This window comes from Streptomyces sp. G5(2025) (assembly GCF_049542075.1).
GTDB lineage: Bacteria > Actinomycetota > Actinomycetes > Streptomycetales > Streptomycetaceae > Streptomyces.
In genome coordinates, this window is record NZ_JBMUZT010000006.1 from 1,614,480 (window position 1) to 1,630,913 (window position 16,434).

Sequence of the window (16,434 nt, forward strand, 5' to 3'; positions counted from 1 at the left end):
ACGAGGACGGCTCACACAGATGAGGGATCACCGGTCGGCCGAATGATCCATACGCAGTGGATCAGTGGTTCGATCACGCGAAGTGGACGGCTCAGGCGAGCGCCACGAGGTCCGCGTAGTCCTGGCCCCACAGGTCCTCGACGCCGTCCGGCAGCAGGATGATCCGCTCCGGCTGGAGGGCCTCGACCGCGCCCTCGTCGTGGGTGACGAGGACGACCGCGCCCTTGTAGGTGCGCAGCGCGCCGAGGATCTCCTCGCGGCTGGCCGGGTCGAGGTTGTTGGTGGGCTCGTCGAGCAGCAGGACGTTGGCCGAGGAGACGACGAGGGTCGCGAGCGCGAGCCGGGTCTTCTCGCCGCCGGAGAGCACACCCGCCGGCTTGTCGACGTCGTCCCCGGAGAAGAGGAACGAGCCGAGCGTCTTGCGCACCTCGACGAGGTCGAGGTCGGGGGCGGCCGAGCGCATGTTCTCCAGGACCGTGCGCTCCGGGTCCAGGGTCTCGTGCTCCTGGGCGTAGTACCCGAGCTTGAGGCCGTGACCCTCGATGACCTGGCCCGTGTCGGGCTTCTCGGCACCGCCGAGCAGCCTGAGCAGGGTGGTCTTGCCCGCGCCGTTGAGGCCGAGGATGACCACGCGCGAGCCCTTGTCGATCGCGAGGTCGACGTCGGTGAAGATCTCCAGCGAGCCGTACGACTTCGACAGGCCCTCGGCCATCAGCGGCGTCTTGCCGCACGGGGAGGGCTCGGGGAAGCGGAGCTTGGCGACCTTGTCGGACTTCCGCTCGGCCTCCAGACCGGCGAGCAGCTTGTCCGCGCGGCGGGCCATGTTCTGCGCGGCGACGGTCTTGGTGGCCTTGGCACGCATCTTGTCGGCCTGCGAGTGCAGGGCGGACGCCTTCTTCTCGGCGTTCTGCCGCTCGCGCTTGCGACGCTTCTCGTCGGACTCGCGCTGCTGCTGGTAGAGCTTCCAGCCCATGTTGTAGACGTCGATCGCGGAGCGGTTGGCGTCGAGGTAGAAGACCTTGTTGACGACCGTCTCGACGAGGTCGACGTCGTGGGAGATCACGATGAAGCCGCCGCGGTACGTCTTGAGGTAGTCGCGCAGCCAGACGATCGAGTCGGCGTCGAGGTGGTTGGTCGGCTCGTCGAGCAGGAGCGTGTCGGCGTCCGAGAAGAGGATGCGGGCCAGCTCGATACGGCGGCGCTGGCCACCGGAGAGCGTGTGCAGGGGCTGGCCGAGCACGCGGTCCGGGAGGTTGAGCGCGGCGGCGATGGTGGCGGCCTCGGCCTCGGCGGCGTACCCGCCCTTGGTGAGGAACTCCGTCTCCTGGCGCTCGTACTGCTTCATGGCCTTGTCGCGCGTGGAGCCCTGGCCGTTCGCGATGCGCTGTTCGTTCTCGCGCATCTTGCGGATCAGTGTGTCGAGTCCGCGCGCGGAGAGGATGCGGTCGCGGGCGAGGACGTCGAGGTCGCCGGTGCGGGGGTCCTGCGGGAGGTAGCCGACCTCGCCGGAGCGGGAGATCGTGCCGCCGGCGGGGATGCCCTCACCCGCCAGGCACTTCGTGAGGGTGGTCTTGCCCGCGCCGTTGCGGCCGACGAGGCCGATGCGGTCGCCCTTCGCGATGCGGAAGGAGGCGTTCTCGATGAGGATGCGGCGCCGGCGCGCAGCTCGATGCCGGAAGCGGTGATCACGGGGGTACTCCTGAACAGGGTGGACGGCGAGAGGGACGACTGGTTGCTCTAGGCCGGTGTCTACGCCGTCCAACTGAGAAGAGGAGCTGCCATGGCAGCCAGTCTAACGGGCGAACGCAACTAGTTTTCTGGGCCGCCGCCCGCGCCCCTCTGTCCGCCGCGCTCCAGGTCGCCGTTGCCCAGCGGGGTGCGGCCGGGAACGATCCTGCCGAGGTCGTCCACCGCCACGACCTGCGCGGTCCAGGAAGCGGCGGTGCCCGCGCAGGGCTGCGCGACCAGGAGGGCCCCGCCCCGGCGGAGCGAGCGGGCCGGTTCGAAGGCGCAGCCGCGGCGGGCGGGCAGCACCCAGCGCAGGTCGCCGTCGGCGGTGCGATAGGCGGCGATGCGGCGCGGGGTGACGACGGCCAGCATGCGGGCCCCGGGAGTGAGCGGCCGCAGCACTCCGGCGCCGTCGCGCGCGGCCGGAGTGCGCAGCCAGCCGGCGCTCTCGGGGATCGCCCGGTGCCAGCGCACGGAGCCGCCGCCGTCGCGCTCGGTGTCGGTGACCAGGCCGTCGCTCCAGAGCGCGAAGGCGTGGCCGGGCGCGGCCAGCACCGCGAGCGGCCGGCGCCCTTCCCGCGTGTACGTCCAGCGGGCCGCGCCGCTCCGTGGTTCGTACGCCTGGACGGCGCGCCCCGTGGTCCGCAGGGCGGGGGCCGCGCCGGGGTCCGTGCCCGGCACGCGCGCGTGGGCGACGAGACGGTCTCCGTAGGGGGCGGGCCGCGAGTGGTGGGCGGCGGTGACGAGCGGCAGGGCGAGCAGTGCGAGGGCGACGGGGAGCGCGATGCGGGTGCTTCTGCGGCTGCTCGCGCCGCGCGGCGGCGGGGGCGCTGCCGCGGCGGGCCCGGCGGTCGACTCGATCGGCAGAGCGGACACGACGCCCCCCTTCGGTACCACTGCCCACGGATCAGGCGCAGAGCGTAGCGGCGGCGTCCAGGGCGGCCGTGGTCCCGGCCGTGCGACACGGCGCGCGGAACGGTCCGCGTCCCCCGTTCGGACCTCCGTCCGGGGCCGCGGGAGGGCGGCCGCATGAGGATGAGGTGGCCGGGGACTCGGTGCGGGGCGGTACGTGCCGCCCCGAGTGCGACGCGGAAGGGTGCGCCCATGCAGTTCGACGACGACGCGGGCCTGGACACCTCCGAGGTGCAGGATGTGCGCGGCAGCCGCATCCCCGGCGGCCGGGCGACCGTGGGCGGCGGCATCGCCGGACTCATCGCGCTGGTGCTCGGCCTCCTCTTCGGGGTGGGTCCCGATCAGCTGGGCCTGTCCTCCGGCGACGAGGAGCCCGAGGCCTCGTCGTCGTCCCTGGCGCAGGTCCAGCAGAGCTGCCGCACGGGGCGGGACGCCAACACCAAGGACGACTGCCGCATCGTGGCGGTGGTCAACAGCGTGCAGGACTTCTGGCGCCCGGAGTTCCAGCGCAGGCGGGCCACGTACTCCCCCGCGTCGACCGTCCTGTTCACGAGCCGCGTGGGCACCGCGTGCGGGACGGCCACATCGGCGGTCGGGCCGTTCTACTGCCCGGGTGACCGGAAGGTCTATCTGGACCTCGGTTTCTTCGACGAGCTGCGCACGAAATTCGGCTCCACCGGCGGTCCCTTCGCACAGGCGTATGTGGTGGCCCACGAGTACGGGCACCACGTCCAGAACCTGGCGGGCACCCTGCGGCGCTCCCAGGACGGGCGCACGGGCCGCGACAGCAATGCCGTGAGGGTGGAGTTGCAGGCGGACTGCTACGCCGGGGTCTGGGCGCGGCACGCGACCCGCAGCCCGGACGAGCGCACCGGGAAGCCGCTGATCAGCAGCCTCGATGAGACGGATATCCGGGACGGCCTGGACGCGGCGGCCGCGGTGGGCGACGACCGGATCCAGGAGAAGTTCCAGGGCCGGGTCACGCCCGAGACGTGGACGCACGGCTCCGCCGAGCAGCGCCAGCGGTGGTTCTACCGCGGCTACCGCACGGGCGACATGGGGCAGTGCGACACCTTCCGCTGAGCCGCCCGGGCCCCGGCGCGGCACGACCTGATCGGAGTGATCGGCATGGCAGGCCACGAGAGCGGGCGGCCGAGCGTCTTCCCGACCCTGCTGTACGCGGACGCGAAAGCCGCCGTCAAGCAGCTGACGGAGGCCTTCGGCTTCACCGAGCTGCATGTGTACGAGGGCGAGGACGGCAGCGTCGCACACGCCGAACTCGCCCAGGGCAACGGCGTGGTGATGCTCGGTTCCAAGGGCACGGGCGGCGTCTTCGACCGAGCGATGAAGGGGGCGGGCCCGTGCGGGGTGTACGTCGTCGTGGACGACGTCGACGCCCACCACCGGCGGGCCCTGGAGCACGGCGCGGAGATCCTGATGCCCCCGACCGACCAGGACTACGGCTCACGGGACTACATGGCGCGGGACGCCGAGGGCAACGTCTGGAGTTTTGGTACGTACGCCCCCGGGACCGCCGGGAGCTGACGCTCATTCGCCGCCGGTGTGCACCTGGAAGGCGGCGCGGCGCACGGCCCTGGCGAGCGCCGGGTCGGGGTGGGCGGCGGCCAGGGCGACCAGGACCTGGACGGTGCGGGGGTGGCCCGCGCGGCGCACCTCGTCGAGAAGGGCGGGCACGGTGGGCTGGACCGCCGACTCCAGGTGGCGGACGAGGAGTTGGCCCTCCCCATGGTCCGCGACGGCCGCCGCCGTGTCGATCCACAGCCAGGTGGTCTCCTCGCGGCTCAGCACGAGGTGGACGTCCTCGGGGTCGGCGCCCTCCTGCTCGGCCAGCCACAGCAGGGCGTAGGGGCGCAGGGAGGGCTCGTCGACGACGGCTCTGACCTCCGCCTCGGCGGGGGCGCCGACGACGCGCAGGGCCTCGAAGGCGAGGCCGCGCAGCAAGGCGTCCTCGCCGCGGGCGGCGGTGAGCAGGTCGGTGACGGCGCTGCCGACGGGGCGGGCGGCGAGCCAGGCGCGGTACTCGGCGCGGGCCGCGTTGGGGCGCAGGCGGGCGCAGCCGCGCAGCATGTCCTCGGCGGACTGCTCGATGTGCCCGGCGGGGCTCTGCGCGGCGACGCAGATCTGCTCCAGCTTGACCCAGACCGCCCAGCTGCCGAGCGGGGTGAGCGTGGCCTGGCCGTCCGCGTAGGTCAGCGCGCCGACGGCGGCGAGGCCGTGCAGCGCCCAGTCGAGGAGGGCGGGCAGCGGCGCCACCTCTTCGGAGCGGTCCTCCGGGGCGGTCCCCGACTGGGGCCCGTAGGGGATCTCGCAGCGCTCGGTGCGCAGTTCCGTAACGCGCTGGTCCAGGAGGTCGAGCAGTTGCGGCACGGGGACGGGGCCCGCCGACAGCTGGAGGAAGGACAGGACCTGCGGCATGGCCTCGACGACCTCGGCGACCGCGGCGGGCGCGAGCGCGTCCGGCGCCGGGTGGGCCAGCGACCAGGCGTCGAAGAGCGCGACCCAGCCGCGCAGCACGGCGGTGTCGTCGCGGTCCCAGGCGCGCAGGCGCCAGCCGGAGCGGGCGCGGTCGCCGTGCACCTCGACGAGGCCGGCGAGGCGGGCGGTGTCCCAGTCGGCGCGGACCTGAGCGGCGGTCAGTCCCAGTTCGGCGGCGGCGCGTTCGGCGGTGGCGTCGGAGAGGGTGCCCTTGCCGTCGGGTGTCCCTCCGGTGCCGCCGGCGCCCGGTCGCAGGGCGGCGTCGGCCCAGCGGGCGATCCGCGCGGCGTCGGCGAGGCCGGCGCGTGCGGCCCGGGCCAGCTCCGAGCGGGCGGGGGTGCCCTCGGGCGGGCGGGGCGCGGGACGGCGCGCGCGGCGGTTGCCCATCGCGCCGGGGGCGGCGGAGAGGGGCCGCGCTGGGTCGCGCTGGGTCTCTCCTCGCTTCTCGGCCCTCGGGTAGGGCGCGCGGACAAGTCGGAGCCTGGAGTCGCGCGGGGTACGGGACGTCACGGGGGCAGTCTTCCTGTTGCCGGTCCGAAAACCCAAACGGAATGGCGTCGGTGGCCTTTGGGGGGTCGCGCGAGGGGGCGCGCCGGGTCGTGCGTCAAGGGGTGGCGGGCGGTCACATCAGGGGGGTGAGGAAGCGGCGCAGCGCCTCTTCGTAACCGGCCGGGTCGGCGTTCCACATGGCGCCGTGGGGAGCGCCGGGGACGGTGTGCAACGAGACCAGGTCCGGGCGCTGTTCGGCCAGGCGCCGGGAGAGGCCCCAGGGGGCGACGGTGTCGTCGGGGCCGTGCACGACGAGGGTGGGGACCCGCAGCAGCGCGGGGTCGGCGGCCGCGAGGGTGCGGTCGCCGCGCAGCCCTGTCCTGCCCTGGGCCGCGCGGACCGCAAGCGGAAGGAGCGGCCCGGGGGTGCGGCGGGCCACGGCGAGGGCGCGGAGGGTGGTCTCCCAGTTCAGCACCGGGGAGTCGAGGACGAGGCCGCGGAGGTGGCCGCGCAGCGCCGAGTGGGCGGCGGCGTGCAGGCACATGGTGGCGCCGGTGGACCAGCCGTGGAGGATGACGTTCCGGGCGCCGTGGCGCACGGCGTGGCGGATGGCGGCGTCCAGGTCGCGCCACTCGGTCTCGCCGAGGTGGCCGAGGCCGTCCGCGGAGCGGGGCGCGCCGGGGTCGCCGCGGTAGGCGAAGTCGAGCACGGGCAGCCCGAGGCGGCGCAGGAAGTCCATGACGACCATGGGGTGCTCGCGGGTGGTGCCCAGGCCGTGCACGGTGATGACCCAGGTGTCGCGCATGTTGGGCACGGACCAGGCGGGCAGGGGGCCGAGTTCGCCGGGGATGCGGACGTCGGCGTGATCGATGCCGAGGGCGGTGTGCGGGTCGCCGATGTGGACCTGCGGGGTGAGCCAGACCTTCGCGCCGGGTTCCAGGGTGCCGCGGGTGACGGCTTCGAGGCGGCGTACGACCGTGTCGGCCTCGTGGGGCGCCGACTCCAGGACGGGGCCGACGACCGCGTGGGTGCCGTTGCCGCTGAGGCCGTACGTGCCGGGGCGCAGGCTCGCGAGGGCGCGGGTCAGGGAGATCTGCCCGGTGCCCGTGGCGTGCACGGTGAGGCGGGGCTCCGACGGCAGGGGGCGGCCCGCCGGGGCCCTGAGGGCGGCGTCGCTGGCGAACCGCCCCGCCGCGACCGCGACCGCGGCTGTCCCCAGGGCTGCTGTGACTGCGGTGACGGCCGCTGCCGTCGCTTTGGCTGGGCGCACCGTCCCAGTGTCCGCGCCCGGGGGCCCGGCGGCCAGTGGGCGGTGCCCGCGGAGTGACCCGGCTGGCTGCGTGCGGGGACGGGTGCCCGTCAAGGCGTCTGCTGCCCGTACCCCCGTAGCTTCTCCTGGGCCTCGCGGAGGCGGGCGGCGGTCAGGAGGGCCGGGGTGTGGCCCGGGACCGAGGTGGCCGTGAGCCACAGGCGGCACATCCACTCCAGCTGTGCCGTGCGGTCGTACGCCTGGGACAGGGAGTCTCCGTAGGTGATCGTCCCGTGGTTCTGGAGGAGGCATCCCGTGCGGTCGCTCAGCGCGCGGAGCATGTGCTCGGCCAGTTCCTCGGTGCCGTAGAGCGCGTAGGGGGCGACGCGGACGGGGCCGCCGAGGACGCCGGTCATGTAGTGGACCGCGGGCAGCTCGGGGACCAGCATGGAGACGGCCGTGGCGTGGACCGCGTGGGTGTGGACCACCGCCGTCGCGCCGGTGGTGCGGTAGATCGCGAGGTGCATCGGCAGCTCGCTGGTCGGCGCGAGGTGGCCGATGACCCGCCGCCCTTCGAGGTCGACGCCGAGCGCGTCCTCGGGCCGCAGCCGGTCGTAAGGGACCCCGCTCGGGGTGACCAGGACCGTGTCGCCGACCCGTACGGAGACATTGCCCGAGGTGCCGACGACCAGGCCGTCCGCCACCGTCCTGCGGGCCGTGTCGACCAGCTCGTCCCACGCCCGCCCGACGGCGTCCCGTTCCGTGCCCTGCCGCTGCTCAGTCATGGGGCGATCCTGCCAGCCGGGAGCGTGGCGCTGTAGGCCCCCGCCGGGCCCCGGGCGGAGTGACATCGGTCTCTTGGAGGGCTCGGCGCGCCATTCCGTTTGGGGCGCGGGAAGGGGGTGCGCGAGGGCGCGCGGGAGAGTGGTGGAAGGCGACACTCCGGCTGGATTAGGGGGCTCGCGCCCACGCTCCGTACGATCGCTCGCAGACACCTGGTCGATAAGGAGAGGCGGCACTCCGTTTTGGGTCACCGCACCGCCCGGCCCAGTTCACTTTCCGTTCACCCAGGTTGCCTACGTTCCACATGCCACTGACGTCCAACAGAAGCCTGGGTAAATGGAACACATCACGCTTCTCCTCGGGATCGTGATCGTCACCGCTCTCGTGTTCGATTTCACGAACGGTTTCCACGACACTGCCAACGCGATGGCGACGACCATCTCGACCGGCGCTCTCAAGCCCAAGACGGCGGTGGCCATGTCCGCCGTGCTGAACCTCGTCGGAGCCTTCCTCTCCGTCGAAGTCGCCAAGACGATCTCAGGCGGGATCGTCAACGAGGACGGCCTCAAGACAGAGGTCATCTTCGCCGCGCTCGTCGGCGCGATCCTCTGGAACCTGCTGACCTGGCTGGTGGGCCTGCCCTCCAGCTCCTCCCACGCCCTCTTCGGCGGCCTCATCGGCGCCGCGGTCATGTCGATGGGCTGGTCGTCGATCAACGGCGGCACCGTCGTCACCAAGGTCCTCATCCCGGCCCTCGCCGCACCGCTCGTGGCGGGTCTCGCCGCGACGCTGGCGACGCGCCTGACGTACCGCATCGGCCGCAACACCGACACCAAGGCCACCGCCAAGGGCTACCGCGCCGGCCAGATCGCCTCCGCGGGCCTCGTCTCCCTGGCGCACGGCACGAACGACGCGCAGAAGACCATGGGCATCATCACGCTCGCCCTGGTCACGGGCGGTGTCCTCAACCCCGGCGCGAACCCCCCGATGTGGGTCATCGTCTCCGCCGGTGTCGCCATCGCGCTCGGCACCTACCTCGGCGGCTGGCGCATCATCCGCACCATGGGCAAGGGCCTCACCGACCTCCAGCCGCAGCAGGGCTTCGCCGCCCAGACCAGCGCCGCGACGGTCATCCTGGCCTCCTCCCACCTGGGCTTCTCGCTCTCCACCACCCAGTCCTGCTCCGGCGCCGTCATGGGCGCGGGCCTCGGCCGCAAGGGCGGCGTCGTCCGCTGGTCGACCGCGACCCGGATGTTCGTCGCCTGGGGTCTGACCCTGCCGGCCGCCGGTCTGGTCGGCGCGGGCGCCGAGTTCCTCACCAAGCAGGGCCCCTGGGGCGTCGCGGTCACCGCCGCCCTCCTCATCGCGGGCTCGGCCGTCATCTGGGTGCTCTCGCGGCGCAACGCCGTCACCCACACCAACGTCACCGACGATGAGATCCGCGACGACGCCACCACCACGGGCGCCGAGCCCGCGGGCGTGGTCACCACCGCGATCGCCGCCGTCCAGCCGCCCCCGGCGGGCGCGCTGGCCGCCGTCGGCGCCTCCTCCGACGACCCGGTCAAGGCCACCATCTCGGCCCCCACCTCGACCACGACCGGCGCCATGGCGGACCCCGCCCGGCCCGCGACGGTGTAAGGACACATCAGCATGAACATCGACTGGGCAGCTCTCGGCTCCGTCTTCGGAGTCAGCCTCGCCGTGACGGTGGCTCTCGTGGGCCTGTTCACCCTCGGCATCATCGGTCTCTCCAAGCAGGAGACGGCGGCCGCGTCCGCCGGCGGCTCCGGCGGTTCCGTGGCGCTGGCGCGCACCGGCGCGTACGCCTGCTTCGCGCTGTGCGCGGCGGCCGTGGCGTACGGCATCTATCTGATCGTCGCCTGACGACAGCGGTTCACGGTGGGGTGCGGGACGTGATCACACGTCCCGCACCCCACCGCCGTATGTGGAGCTCGGCTGTGGGGCTCCGCACACTCTCCCGCCGCAGGTCAACGGCGAGTTGACGGGCGTTCGCGGGGCGTGGTGGACTGCCGGGGCCAACTACGGCGGCAGAAGAGGAAGCCGGTGCGAATCCGGCGCGGTCCCGCCACTGTCACCGGGCAGCCGTCCCCGACGCGCCCGGAAGCCAGGAACTCTCGCCGCCGATCACGTCGAACCAGGGCGCGGACACCCTGAGTGAGGACATATCGCCATGCGCGGCCGCCCGTTGCCGGACCTGTTCCCGAGCGTGAGCTCCCTGCCCGGCACAGCGACGGGCTGACCCATGAGTGCCGATCGCGACTTCGCGTACGGCGCCGCCGCCGGCCTCCTCGGTGACCTGCTGCTCGGCGATCCCCGCCGGGGCCATCCGGTCGCCGGGTTCGGGCGTGTGGCGGGCGCCGTCGAGCGTGTGCTGTGGCGCGACCACCGCGGGTGGGGCGCGCTGCACACCGCGGTGTGCGCCGGGGGCGCTGCCGGTGCCGCCGCCCTCGCCGCTTCTCTCGTACGCCGCTCCCCCGCCGCATCCGTCGCGCTGACCGCCGCCGCGACGTGGGCCGTGGTCGGCGGGACCTCGCTCGGGCGTGAGGCGCGGGCCATCGGCGGCGCGCTCGACGCCGGGGACATCGAGGTGGCCCGGGAGCGGCTGCCTCATCTGTGCGGACGTGACCCGCAGGCGCTGGACTCCGACGGCATCGCCCGTGCCGTCGTCGAGTCCGTCGCCGAGAACACCTCCGACGCGGTGGTCGGCGCGCTGGTGTGGGGTGCTGTCGGCGGGGTGCCGGGGCTCGTCGCCTTCCGCGCCGTCAACACCCTCGACGCCATGGTCGGGCACAAGTCGCCCAGGTACCGGCGGTACGGCTGGGCCTCCGCCCGGCTCGACGACGTCCTCGGCTGGCCGGGGGCGCGGCTCACCGCGGGGCTCGCGGCGCTGGCCGGGGGCTCGCCCTCGGGGGCGGTGCGGGCATGGCGCGCGGATGCCGCGAAGCATCCGAGCCCCAACGCCGGGCCGGTGGAGGCCTCCTTCGCGGGGGCGCTCGGCGTACGGCTCGGTGGGACCCTCTCGTACGGCGGGCGGGTCGAGCACCGGCCTGTACTGAACGCGGACGGGCGGGACGTGCGCGTGGCGGACATCGAACGGGCCGTGCGGCTGTCGCGGCGGGTCAGCTGGCTGGCGCTGGGGGTCGCGGTGGCGGCCCGCCGGGCGCTGCGGTCGGCGAAGGCAGGGAGAAACGCATGAGTGGTGGACTGCTGGTCGCCGGGACCACCTCGGACGCCGGGAAGAGCGTCGTCACCGCCGGGATCTGCCGGTGGCTGGCCCGCAAGGGCGTGTCCGTCGCGCCGTTCAAGGCGCAGAACATGTCCCTGAACTCCTTCGTCACCCGCGAGGGCGCCGAGATCGGGCGGGCGCAGGCCATGCAGGCGCAGGCCGCCCGCGTCGAGCCGAGCGCCCTGATGAACCCCGTACTCCTCAAGCCGGGCAGCGACCGCTCCAGCCAGGTCGTGCTGATGGGCAAGCCGGTGGGCGAGATGAGCGCCCGTGGCTACCACGGAGGGCGCCAGGGGGCGCTGCTGGAGACCGTCGTGGGGTGCCTGGAAGAACTGCGGGGCACGTATGACGCCGTGATCTGTGAGGGCGCGGGCAGTCCCGCCGAGATCAACCTGCGGCGCACCGACATCGTGAACATGGGCATCGCGCGGGCCGCCCGCTTCCCCGTCCTGGTGGTCGGGGACATCGACCGCGGCGGGGTGTTCGCGTCGTTCTTCGGGACGACGGCGCTGCTGAGCGCGGCCGACCAGGAGCTGGTCGCGGGGTATCTGGTCAACAAGTTCCGGGGCGATGTCTCGCTCCTCGAACCGGGTCTCGACATGCTGTACGAGCTGACCGGGCGCCGCACGTTCGGTGTGCTGCCCTTCCAGCACGGGCTGGGCATCGACGAGGAGGACGGGCTGCGGGTCTCGCTGCGGGGTGCCGTGCGCGAGTCCGTGGTGGCGCCGCCGGTCGGTGAGGACGTGCTGCGGGTCGCCGTGTGCGCGGTGCCGCTGATGTCCAACTTCACGGACGTGGACGCGCTGGCCGCCGAGCCGGGTGTCGTCGTGCGGTTCGTGGACCGGGCCGAGGAGCTCGTCGACGCGGACCTGGTGGTCGTACCGGGCACCCGTGGGACCGTCCGCGCGCTCCAGTGGCTGCGGGAGCGCGGGCTCGCGGACGCCCTCGCGCGCCGCGCGGCCGAGGGGCGGCCGGTGCTCGGGATCTGCGGCGGCTTCCAGGCCCTCGGCGAGCACATCGAGGACGACGTCGAGTCGCGCGCGGGCTCCGTGGACGGACTCGGACTGCTGCCGGTGCGGGTGCGGTTCGCCCGCGAGAAGACCCTGGCCCGTCCGGTGGGCGAGGCCCTCGGGGAGCCGGTCGAGGGGTACGAGATCCACCATGGGGTGGCCGAAGTCCTGGGCGGGGAGCCGTTCCTGGACGGCTGCCGGGTCGGCGAGGTGTGGGGTACGCACTGGCACGGGTCGCTGGAGAGCGACGCGTTCCGGCGCCGGTTCCTCACCGAGGTGGCGCGCGCGGCCGGGCGCCGCTTCGTACCCGCGCCCGACACCGGCTTCGCCGCCCTGCGCGAGGCGCAGCTGGACCTGCTCGGTGACCTGATCGAAGAACACGCGGACACGGAGGGGCTGTTGAGCCTGATCGAGAAGGGGGCGCCGGCCGGACTGCCCTTCATCGCTCCCGGCGCGCCGTCGGCGTCACCAGAACGTGCCAAGGAGGCCATGTGAGTACCCCGTACCCGTTCACCGCCCTTGTAGGGCAGGACGACTTGCGGCTCGCGCTCTTGCTGAACGCCGTCTCGCCCGCCGTCGGCGGCGTACTCGTACGGGGTGAGAAGGGCACCGCCAAGTCCACCGCCGTACGCGCCCTGTCGGCGCTCCTGCCGGAGGTGCCGGTCGTCGCGGGGTGCCGTTTCTCGTGCGACCCGGCCGCGCCCGACCCGAACTGCCCCGACGGCCCCCATGAGGCGGGCGGCGCCACCGCGCGCCCCGCCCGCATGGTGGAACTGCCCGTCGGCGCGTCCGAGGACCGGCTCGTCGGCGCCCTCGACATCGAGCGGGCGCTCTCGGAGGGCGTGAAGGCCTTCGAGCCGGGCCTGCTCGCGGACGCGCACCGGGGCATCCTCTACGTCGACGAGGTCAACCTCCTCCACGACCACTTGGTCGACCTTCTCCTGGACGCCGCCGCGATGGGCGCCTCGTACGTCGAGCGCGAAGGCGTCTCCGTACGGCACGCCGCGCGTTTCCTGCTCGTCGGCACCATGAACCCCGAAGAGGGCGAGCTGCGGCCGCAGCTGCTCGACCGGTTCGGCCTCACCGTGGAGGTGGCCGCCTCCCGCGAGACCGACCAGCGCGTCGAGGTCGTGCGGCGGCGGCTCGCGTACGACGACGACCCCGAGGCCTTCGCGGGGCGCTTCGCCGAGGACGAGACGGCGCTACGGGAGCGAGTGGTCGCGGCGCGGGCGCTGCTCCCCCAAGTGGACCTGGGCGATGGGGCGTTGCGGCAGATCGCGGCGACGTGCGCGGCCTTCGAGGTCGACGGGATGCGCGCGGATATCGTGATGGCGCGCACGGCGACCGCGCTGGCCGCCTGGGCGGGCCGTACGGAGGTGGAGAGCGAGGACGTGCGGCAGGCCGCGCTGCTCGCGCTGCCGCACCGCAGGCGCCGCAACCCCTTCGACGCGCCGGGGCTCGACGAGGACAAGCTCGACGAGACGCTGGAGGAGGCGCGCGACGACGAGGCTTCCGAGGCGCCCGAGCCTCCCGAGGACGACCCCGACGGCGGCGGTCCCGGCGATGGTGGCGGCGGTGGGCGGCCCCCGGAGGGCGGCGGCCCCGACACCCCGATCTCCCCTCCCAGCAGCAGGGCCCCGGCTCCGACGACGCACCGGCGGCCCCGCAGGAACCGGCCCCGACCGCAGGCCCCGGGCCGGCGAGCAGCAGGCCGTACGCGCCGCCGAGCCCTTCCGCACCAAGATGCTGAGCGTGCCCGGCATCGGCGAGGGCGCGGCCGGGCGGCGCTCGCGCGCCCGTACCGAGCACGGCCGTACGACGGGTTCGCGACGCCCTCAAGGGGCCCTGACCAAGCTGCACTTGGCGGCGACCGTGCAGGCCGCGGCCCCGCACCAGAAGGCCCGTGGACGCTCCGGCGCCGGTCTCGTCGTACGCCGTGACGATCTGCGGCAGGCGACGCGGGAGGGCCGTGAGGGCAACCTCGTGCTGTTCGTCGTGGACGCCTCGGGGTCGATGGCGGCGCGGCAGCGGATGAGCGCCGTCAAGGGTGCCGTGCTCTCGCTGCTCCTGGACGCCTACCAGCGGCGCGACAAGGTGGGCCTGGTGACGTTCCGGGGCAAGGACGCCGAGGTGGCGCTGCCGCCGACGTCGTCGGTGGACGCCGCCGCCGCCCGCCTCGAATCGCTGCCGACGGGCGGCCGTACGCCGCTGGCCGCCGGCCTGCTGAAGGCGCACGACGTGCTGCGCGTGGAGCGGCTGCGCGATGCCGCGCGGCGGCCGCTGGTGGTCGTGGTGACGGACGGCCGGGCCACGGGCGGCGTGGAGCCGGTGGCACAAGCGGGGCGCGCGGCGCGGCTGTTCGCGGCCGACAAGGTCGCCTCGGTAGTCGTGGACTGCGAGTCGGGCTACGTACGCCTGGGCCTCGCGGGCCAGTTGGCGGGTGAGCTGGGCGGCACCGCCGTGACGCTCGACGAGCTGCGGGCGGATGCGATCGCCGGTCTCGTCAAGGACGTACAGGGAATGAACTCGCCTTCTAGGAGGGCCGCTTAATGCCGCAGGGACAGCCGAGTGTCGTACCGGACGACGGGCTCACGACGCGTCAGCGCCGCAACCGCCCGCTGGTCTTCGTGCACACGGGCATCGGCAAGGGCAAGTCGACCGCCGCGTTCGGGCTCGCGCTGCGGGCCTGGAACCAGGGGTGGCCGGTCGGTGTCTTCCAGTTCGTGAAGTCGGCGAAGTGGAAGGTCGGCGAGGAGAACGCGCTGAAGGTCCTCGGCGCCTCCGGCGAGGGCGGCACGGTCGCCTGGCACAAGATGGGCGAGGGCTGGTCGTGGATCCAGCGGGCGCCCGCCGAGGGCGAGTTGACGAACGAGGACAAGGCCCGTGAGGGCTGGGAGCAGGTCAAGCGGGACCTCGCGGCGAAGACGTACAAGCTGTACGTCCTGGACGAGTTCGCGTACCCGATGCACTGGGGCTGGATCGACACCGACGAGGTCGTGGAGGTCCTCCGGAACCGCCCCGGCACCCAGCACGTGGTCATCACCGGCCGCAACGCCCCGCAGAAGCTGATCGACTTCGCCGACCTGGTGACGGACATGTCCAAGGTCAAGCACCCGATGGACGCCGGGCAGAAGGGCCAGAGGGGCATCGAGTGGTAGCTCGTCTCGTCATCGCGGCGCCGTCGTCGGGCAGTGGCAAGACGACCGTCGCGACGGGCCTGATGGCCGCCTTCGCGGCGGCCGGGCTCGCCGTGTCCCCGCACAAGGTCGGGCCCGACTACATCGACCCCGGCTACCACGCGCTGGCGACCGGCCGTCCGGGCCGCAACCTCGACGCGTACCTGTGCGGCCCTGACCTGATCGCGCCGCTGTTCGCGCACGGGTCGGCCGGGTGCGATCTCGCCGTGGTCGAAGGCGTGATGGGGATGTACGACGGGGCCGCCGGACAGGGCGAACTGGCCTCCACCGCGCACGTCGCGAAGCTGCTGCGCGCACCGGTCGTGTTGGTCGTCGACGCGTCGTCGCAGTCGCGTTCGGTGGCGGCGCTGGTGCACGGCTTCGCCTCGTGGGACCCCGAGGTGCGGGTCGCGGGCGTCATCCTCAACAAGGTCGGCTCCGACCGGCACGAGACGCTGCTGCGGGAGGCGCTTGAGGAGTCCGGCGTGCCGGTCCTGGGCGCGCTGCGCCGGGCACGTCAAGTGCGGGCGCCCTCACGCCACTTGGGGCTGGTACCGGTCGCGGAGCGGCAGGCGGAGGCGGTGGAGTCCGTCGCCGCGCTGGCCGCGCAGGTGCGGCAGGGGTGCGACCTGGAGGCGCTGCTCGCGCTGGCCCGCAGCGCGCCGCCGCTGCCGGGCGGTGCGTGGGACCCCGGCGCGGCGTCGGTTTCGCCCGCGACCGCCGGACGCGCGCCCCGCGTCGCCGTCGCCGGCGGTGCCGCCTTCACCTTCTCCTACGCCGAGCACACGGAGCTGCTCACGGCGGCCGGGGCCGAGGTCGTGCCGTTCGACCCGCTCCACGACGAGCGGCTGCCGGACGGCACGGCCGGTCTGGTCATCGGCGGCGGCTTCCCCGAGGTGTACGCGCCCGAGCTGTCCGCCAACGAACCGCTGCGCGAGGCCGTGGCGGAGCTGGCGCGCTCCGGGGCGCCCGTGGCCGCGGAGTGCGCGGGGCTGCTGTACCTGGCCCGGGAGCTGGACGGCAAGCCGATGTGCGGGGTCCTGGACGCCGAGGCGCGGATGTCGGAGCGGCTGACGCTCGGCTACCGCGAGGCGGTCGCCGTGTCGGACAGCGTGCTCGCGGCGGCGGGGACGCGCACGCGGGGCCACGAGTTCCACCGCACGGTCGTCGAGCCGGGCGCAGGCCCGGCCCCGGCGTGGGGTCTGCACGCCCCTGAGCGCCGCGTCGAAGGGTTCGTACAGCACAACGTGCACGCCAGTTACCTGCACACGCACTGGGCCGCGCGCCCGGATGCGGCGCGCCGCTTCGTCGACCGATGCACGCCGTGAACATCGCGCGGTGCCG

12 protein-coding genes, 2 pseudogenes and 1 riboswitch are annotated in these 16,434 nt (G+C 73.8%); of the genes and pseudogenes, 9 read left to right on the plus strand and 5 right to left on the minus strand.

What is annotated here, in order from left to right; genetic code table 11:
• Window positions 1–91: 91 nt before the first annotated feature.
• Window positions 92–1,689, minus strand: a pseudogene (gene abc-f / locus ACOBQB_RS18160) (ribosomal protection-like ABC-F family protein).
• A 120-nt stretch (window positions 1,690–1,809) separates the two neighbouring features.
• On the minus strand, window positions 1,810–2,604 hold the full coding sequence (locus tag ACOBQB_RS18165) for a hypothetical protein (RefSeq protein ID WP_423593004.1): 795 nt from the start codon (window positions 2,602–2,604) through the stop codon (window positions 1,810–1,812).
• A 228-nt stretch (window positions 2,605–2,832) separates the two neighbouring features.
• On the opposite strand from ACOBQB_RS18165, the gene ypfJ reads away from it, so the two are divergent.
• Both ypfJ and ACOBQB_RS18175 read left to right on the plus strand, forming a co-directional pair.
• A complete protein-coding gene (gene ypfJ, locus ACOBQB_RS18170) occupies window positions 2,833–3,723 on the plus strand; it encodes a KPN_02809 family neutral zinc metallopeptidase (RefSeq protein WP_423593006.1) in 891 nt (296 codons plus the stop codon).
• Between the two features lie 45 nt (window positions 3,724–3,768).
• Window positions 3,769–4,185, plus strand: a complete 417-nt coding sequence (locus ACOBQB_RS18175; protein ID WP_423593008.1) for a VOC family protein — start codon at window positions 3,769–3,771, stop codon at window positions 4,183–4,185.
• 3 nt (window positions 4,186–4,188) lie between these two features.
• On the opposite strand, the gene ACOBQB_RS18180 is transcribed toward ACOBQB_RS18175, so the two are convergent.
• From ACOBQB_RS18180 to ACOBQB_RS18190, 3 genes are all read right to left on the minus strand, one after another.
• Entirely contained in the window at window positions 4,189–5,646 is a 1,458-nt protein-coding gene (locus ACOBQB_RS18180; RefSeq protein ID WP_423593009.1) for a hypothetical protein, read from the minus strand.
• 112 nt (window positions 5,647–5,758) lie between these two features.
• The gene (locus tag ACOBQB_RS18185) at window positions 5,759–6,895 is read right to left on the minus strand and encodes an alpha/beta hydrolase (protein WP_423593010.1); all 1,137 of its coding nucleotides are present in this window, start codon (window positions 6,893–6,895) and stop codon (window positions 5,759–5,761) included.
• Between the two features lie 89 nt (window positions 6,896–6,984).
• Window positions 6,985–7,659 (minus strand): class II aldolase/adducin family protein, encoded by a 675-nt coding sequence (locus ACOBQB_RS18190; RefSeq protein WP_423593011.1) that lies wholly within the window; start codon window positions 7,657–7,659, stop codon window positions 6,985–6,987.
• 334 nt (window positions 7,660–7,993) lie between these two features.
• Here ACOBQB_RS18190 and ACOBQB_RS18195 point away from each other — a divergent pair, with 334 nt between their 5' ends.
• The 7 genes and pseudogenes from ACOBQB_RS18195 (at window position 7,994) to ACOBQB_RS18225 (ending at window position 16,418) form a co-directional block, all read left to right on the plus strand.
• The gene (locus ACOBQB_RS18195) at window positions 7,994–9,295 is read left to right on the plus strand and encodes an inorganic phosphate transporter (RefSeq protein WP_423593013.1); all 1,302 of its coding nucleotides are present in this window, start codon (window positions 7,994–7,996) and stop codon (window positions 9,293–9,295) included.
• Window positions 9,296–9,307: 12 nt separating this feature from the next.
• Entirely contained in the window at window positions 9,308–9,541 is a 234-nt protein-coding gene (locus ACOBQB_RS18200; RefSeq protein WP_423593014.1) for a hypothetical protein, read from the plus strand.
• Between the two features lie 122 nt (window positions 9,542–9,663).
• Window positions 9,664–9,814: riboswitch (cobalamin riboswitch) on the plus strand.
• A 106-nt stretch (window positions 9,815–9,920) separates the two neighbouring features.
• The gene (locus ACOBQB_RS18205) at window positions 9,921–10,874 is read left to right on the plus strand and encodes a cobalamin biosynthesis protein (RefSeq protein ID WP_423593016.1); all 954 of its coding nucleotides are present in this window, start codon (window positions 9,921–9,923) and stop codon (window positions 10,872–10,874) included.
• The gene (locus ACOBQB_RS18210; RefSeq protein ID WP_423593018.1) at window positions 10,871–12,409 is read left to right on the plus strand and encodes a cobyric acid synthase; all 1,539 of its coding nucleotides are present in this window, start codon (window positions 10,871–10,873) and stop codon (window positions 12,407–12,409) included. The genes ACOBQB_RS18205 and ACOBQB_RS18210 overlap by 4 nt, the downstream gene beginning before the upstream one ends.
• Window positions 12,406–14,464, plus strand: a pseudogene (locus tag ACOBQB_RS18215) (putative cobaltochelatase). The gene ACOBQB_RS18210 and the pseudogene ACOBQB_RS18215 overlap by 4 nt, the downstream one beginning before the upstream one ends.
• Window positions 14,464–15,072, plus strand: coding sequence for a cob(I)yrinic acid a,c-diamide adenosyltransferase (gene cobO / locus ACOBQB_RS18220; RefSeq protein WP_423593020.1), 609 nt, complete (start codon window positions 14,464–14,466; stop codon window positions 15,070–15,072). Before ACOBQB_RS18215 ends, cobO begins: the two are co-directional and overlap by 1 nt.
• On the plus strand, window positions 15,066–16,418 hold the full coding sequence (locus tag ACOBQB_RS18225) for a cobyrinate a,c-diamide synthase (RefSeq protein ID WP_423593022.1): 1,353 nt from the start codon (window positions 15,066–15,068) through the stop codon (window positions 16,416–16,418). The genes cobO and ACOBQB_RS18225 overlap by 7 nt, the downstream gene beginning before the upstream one ends.
• The last annotated feature ends 16 nt before the right edge of the window (window positions 16,419–16,434 follow it).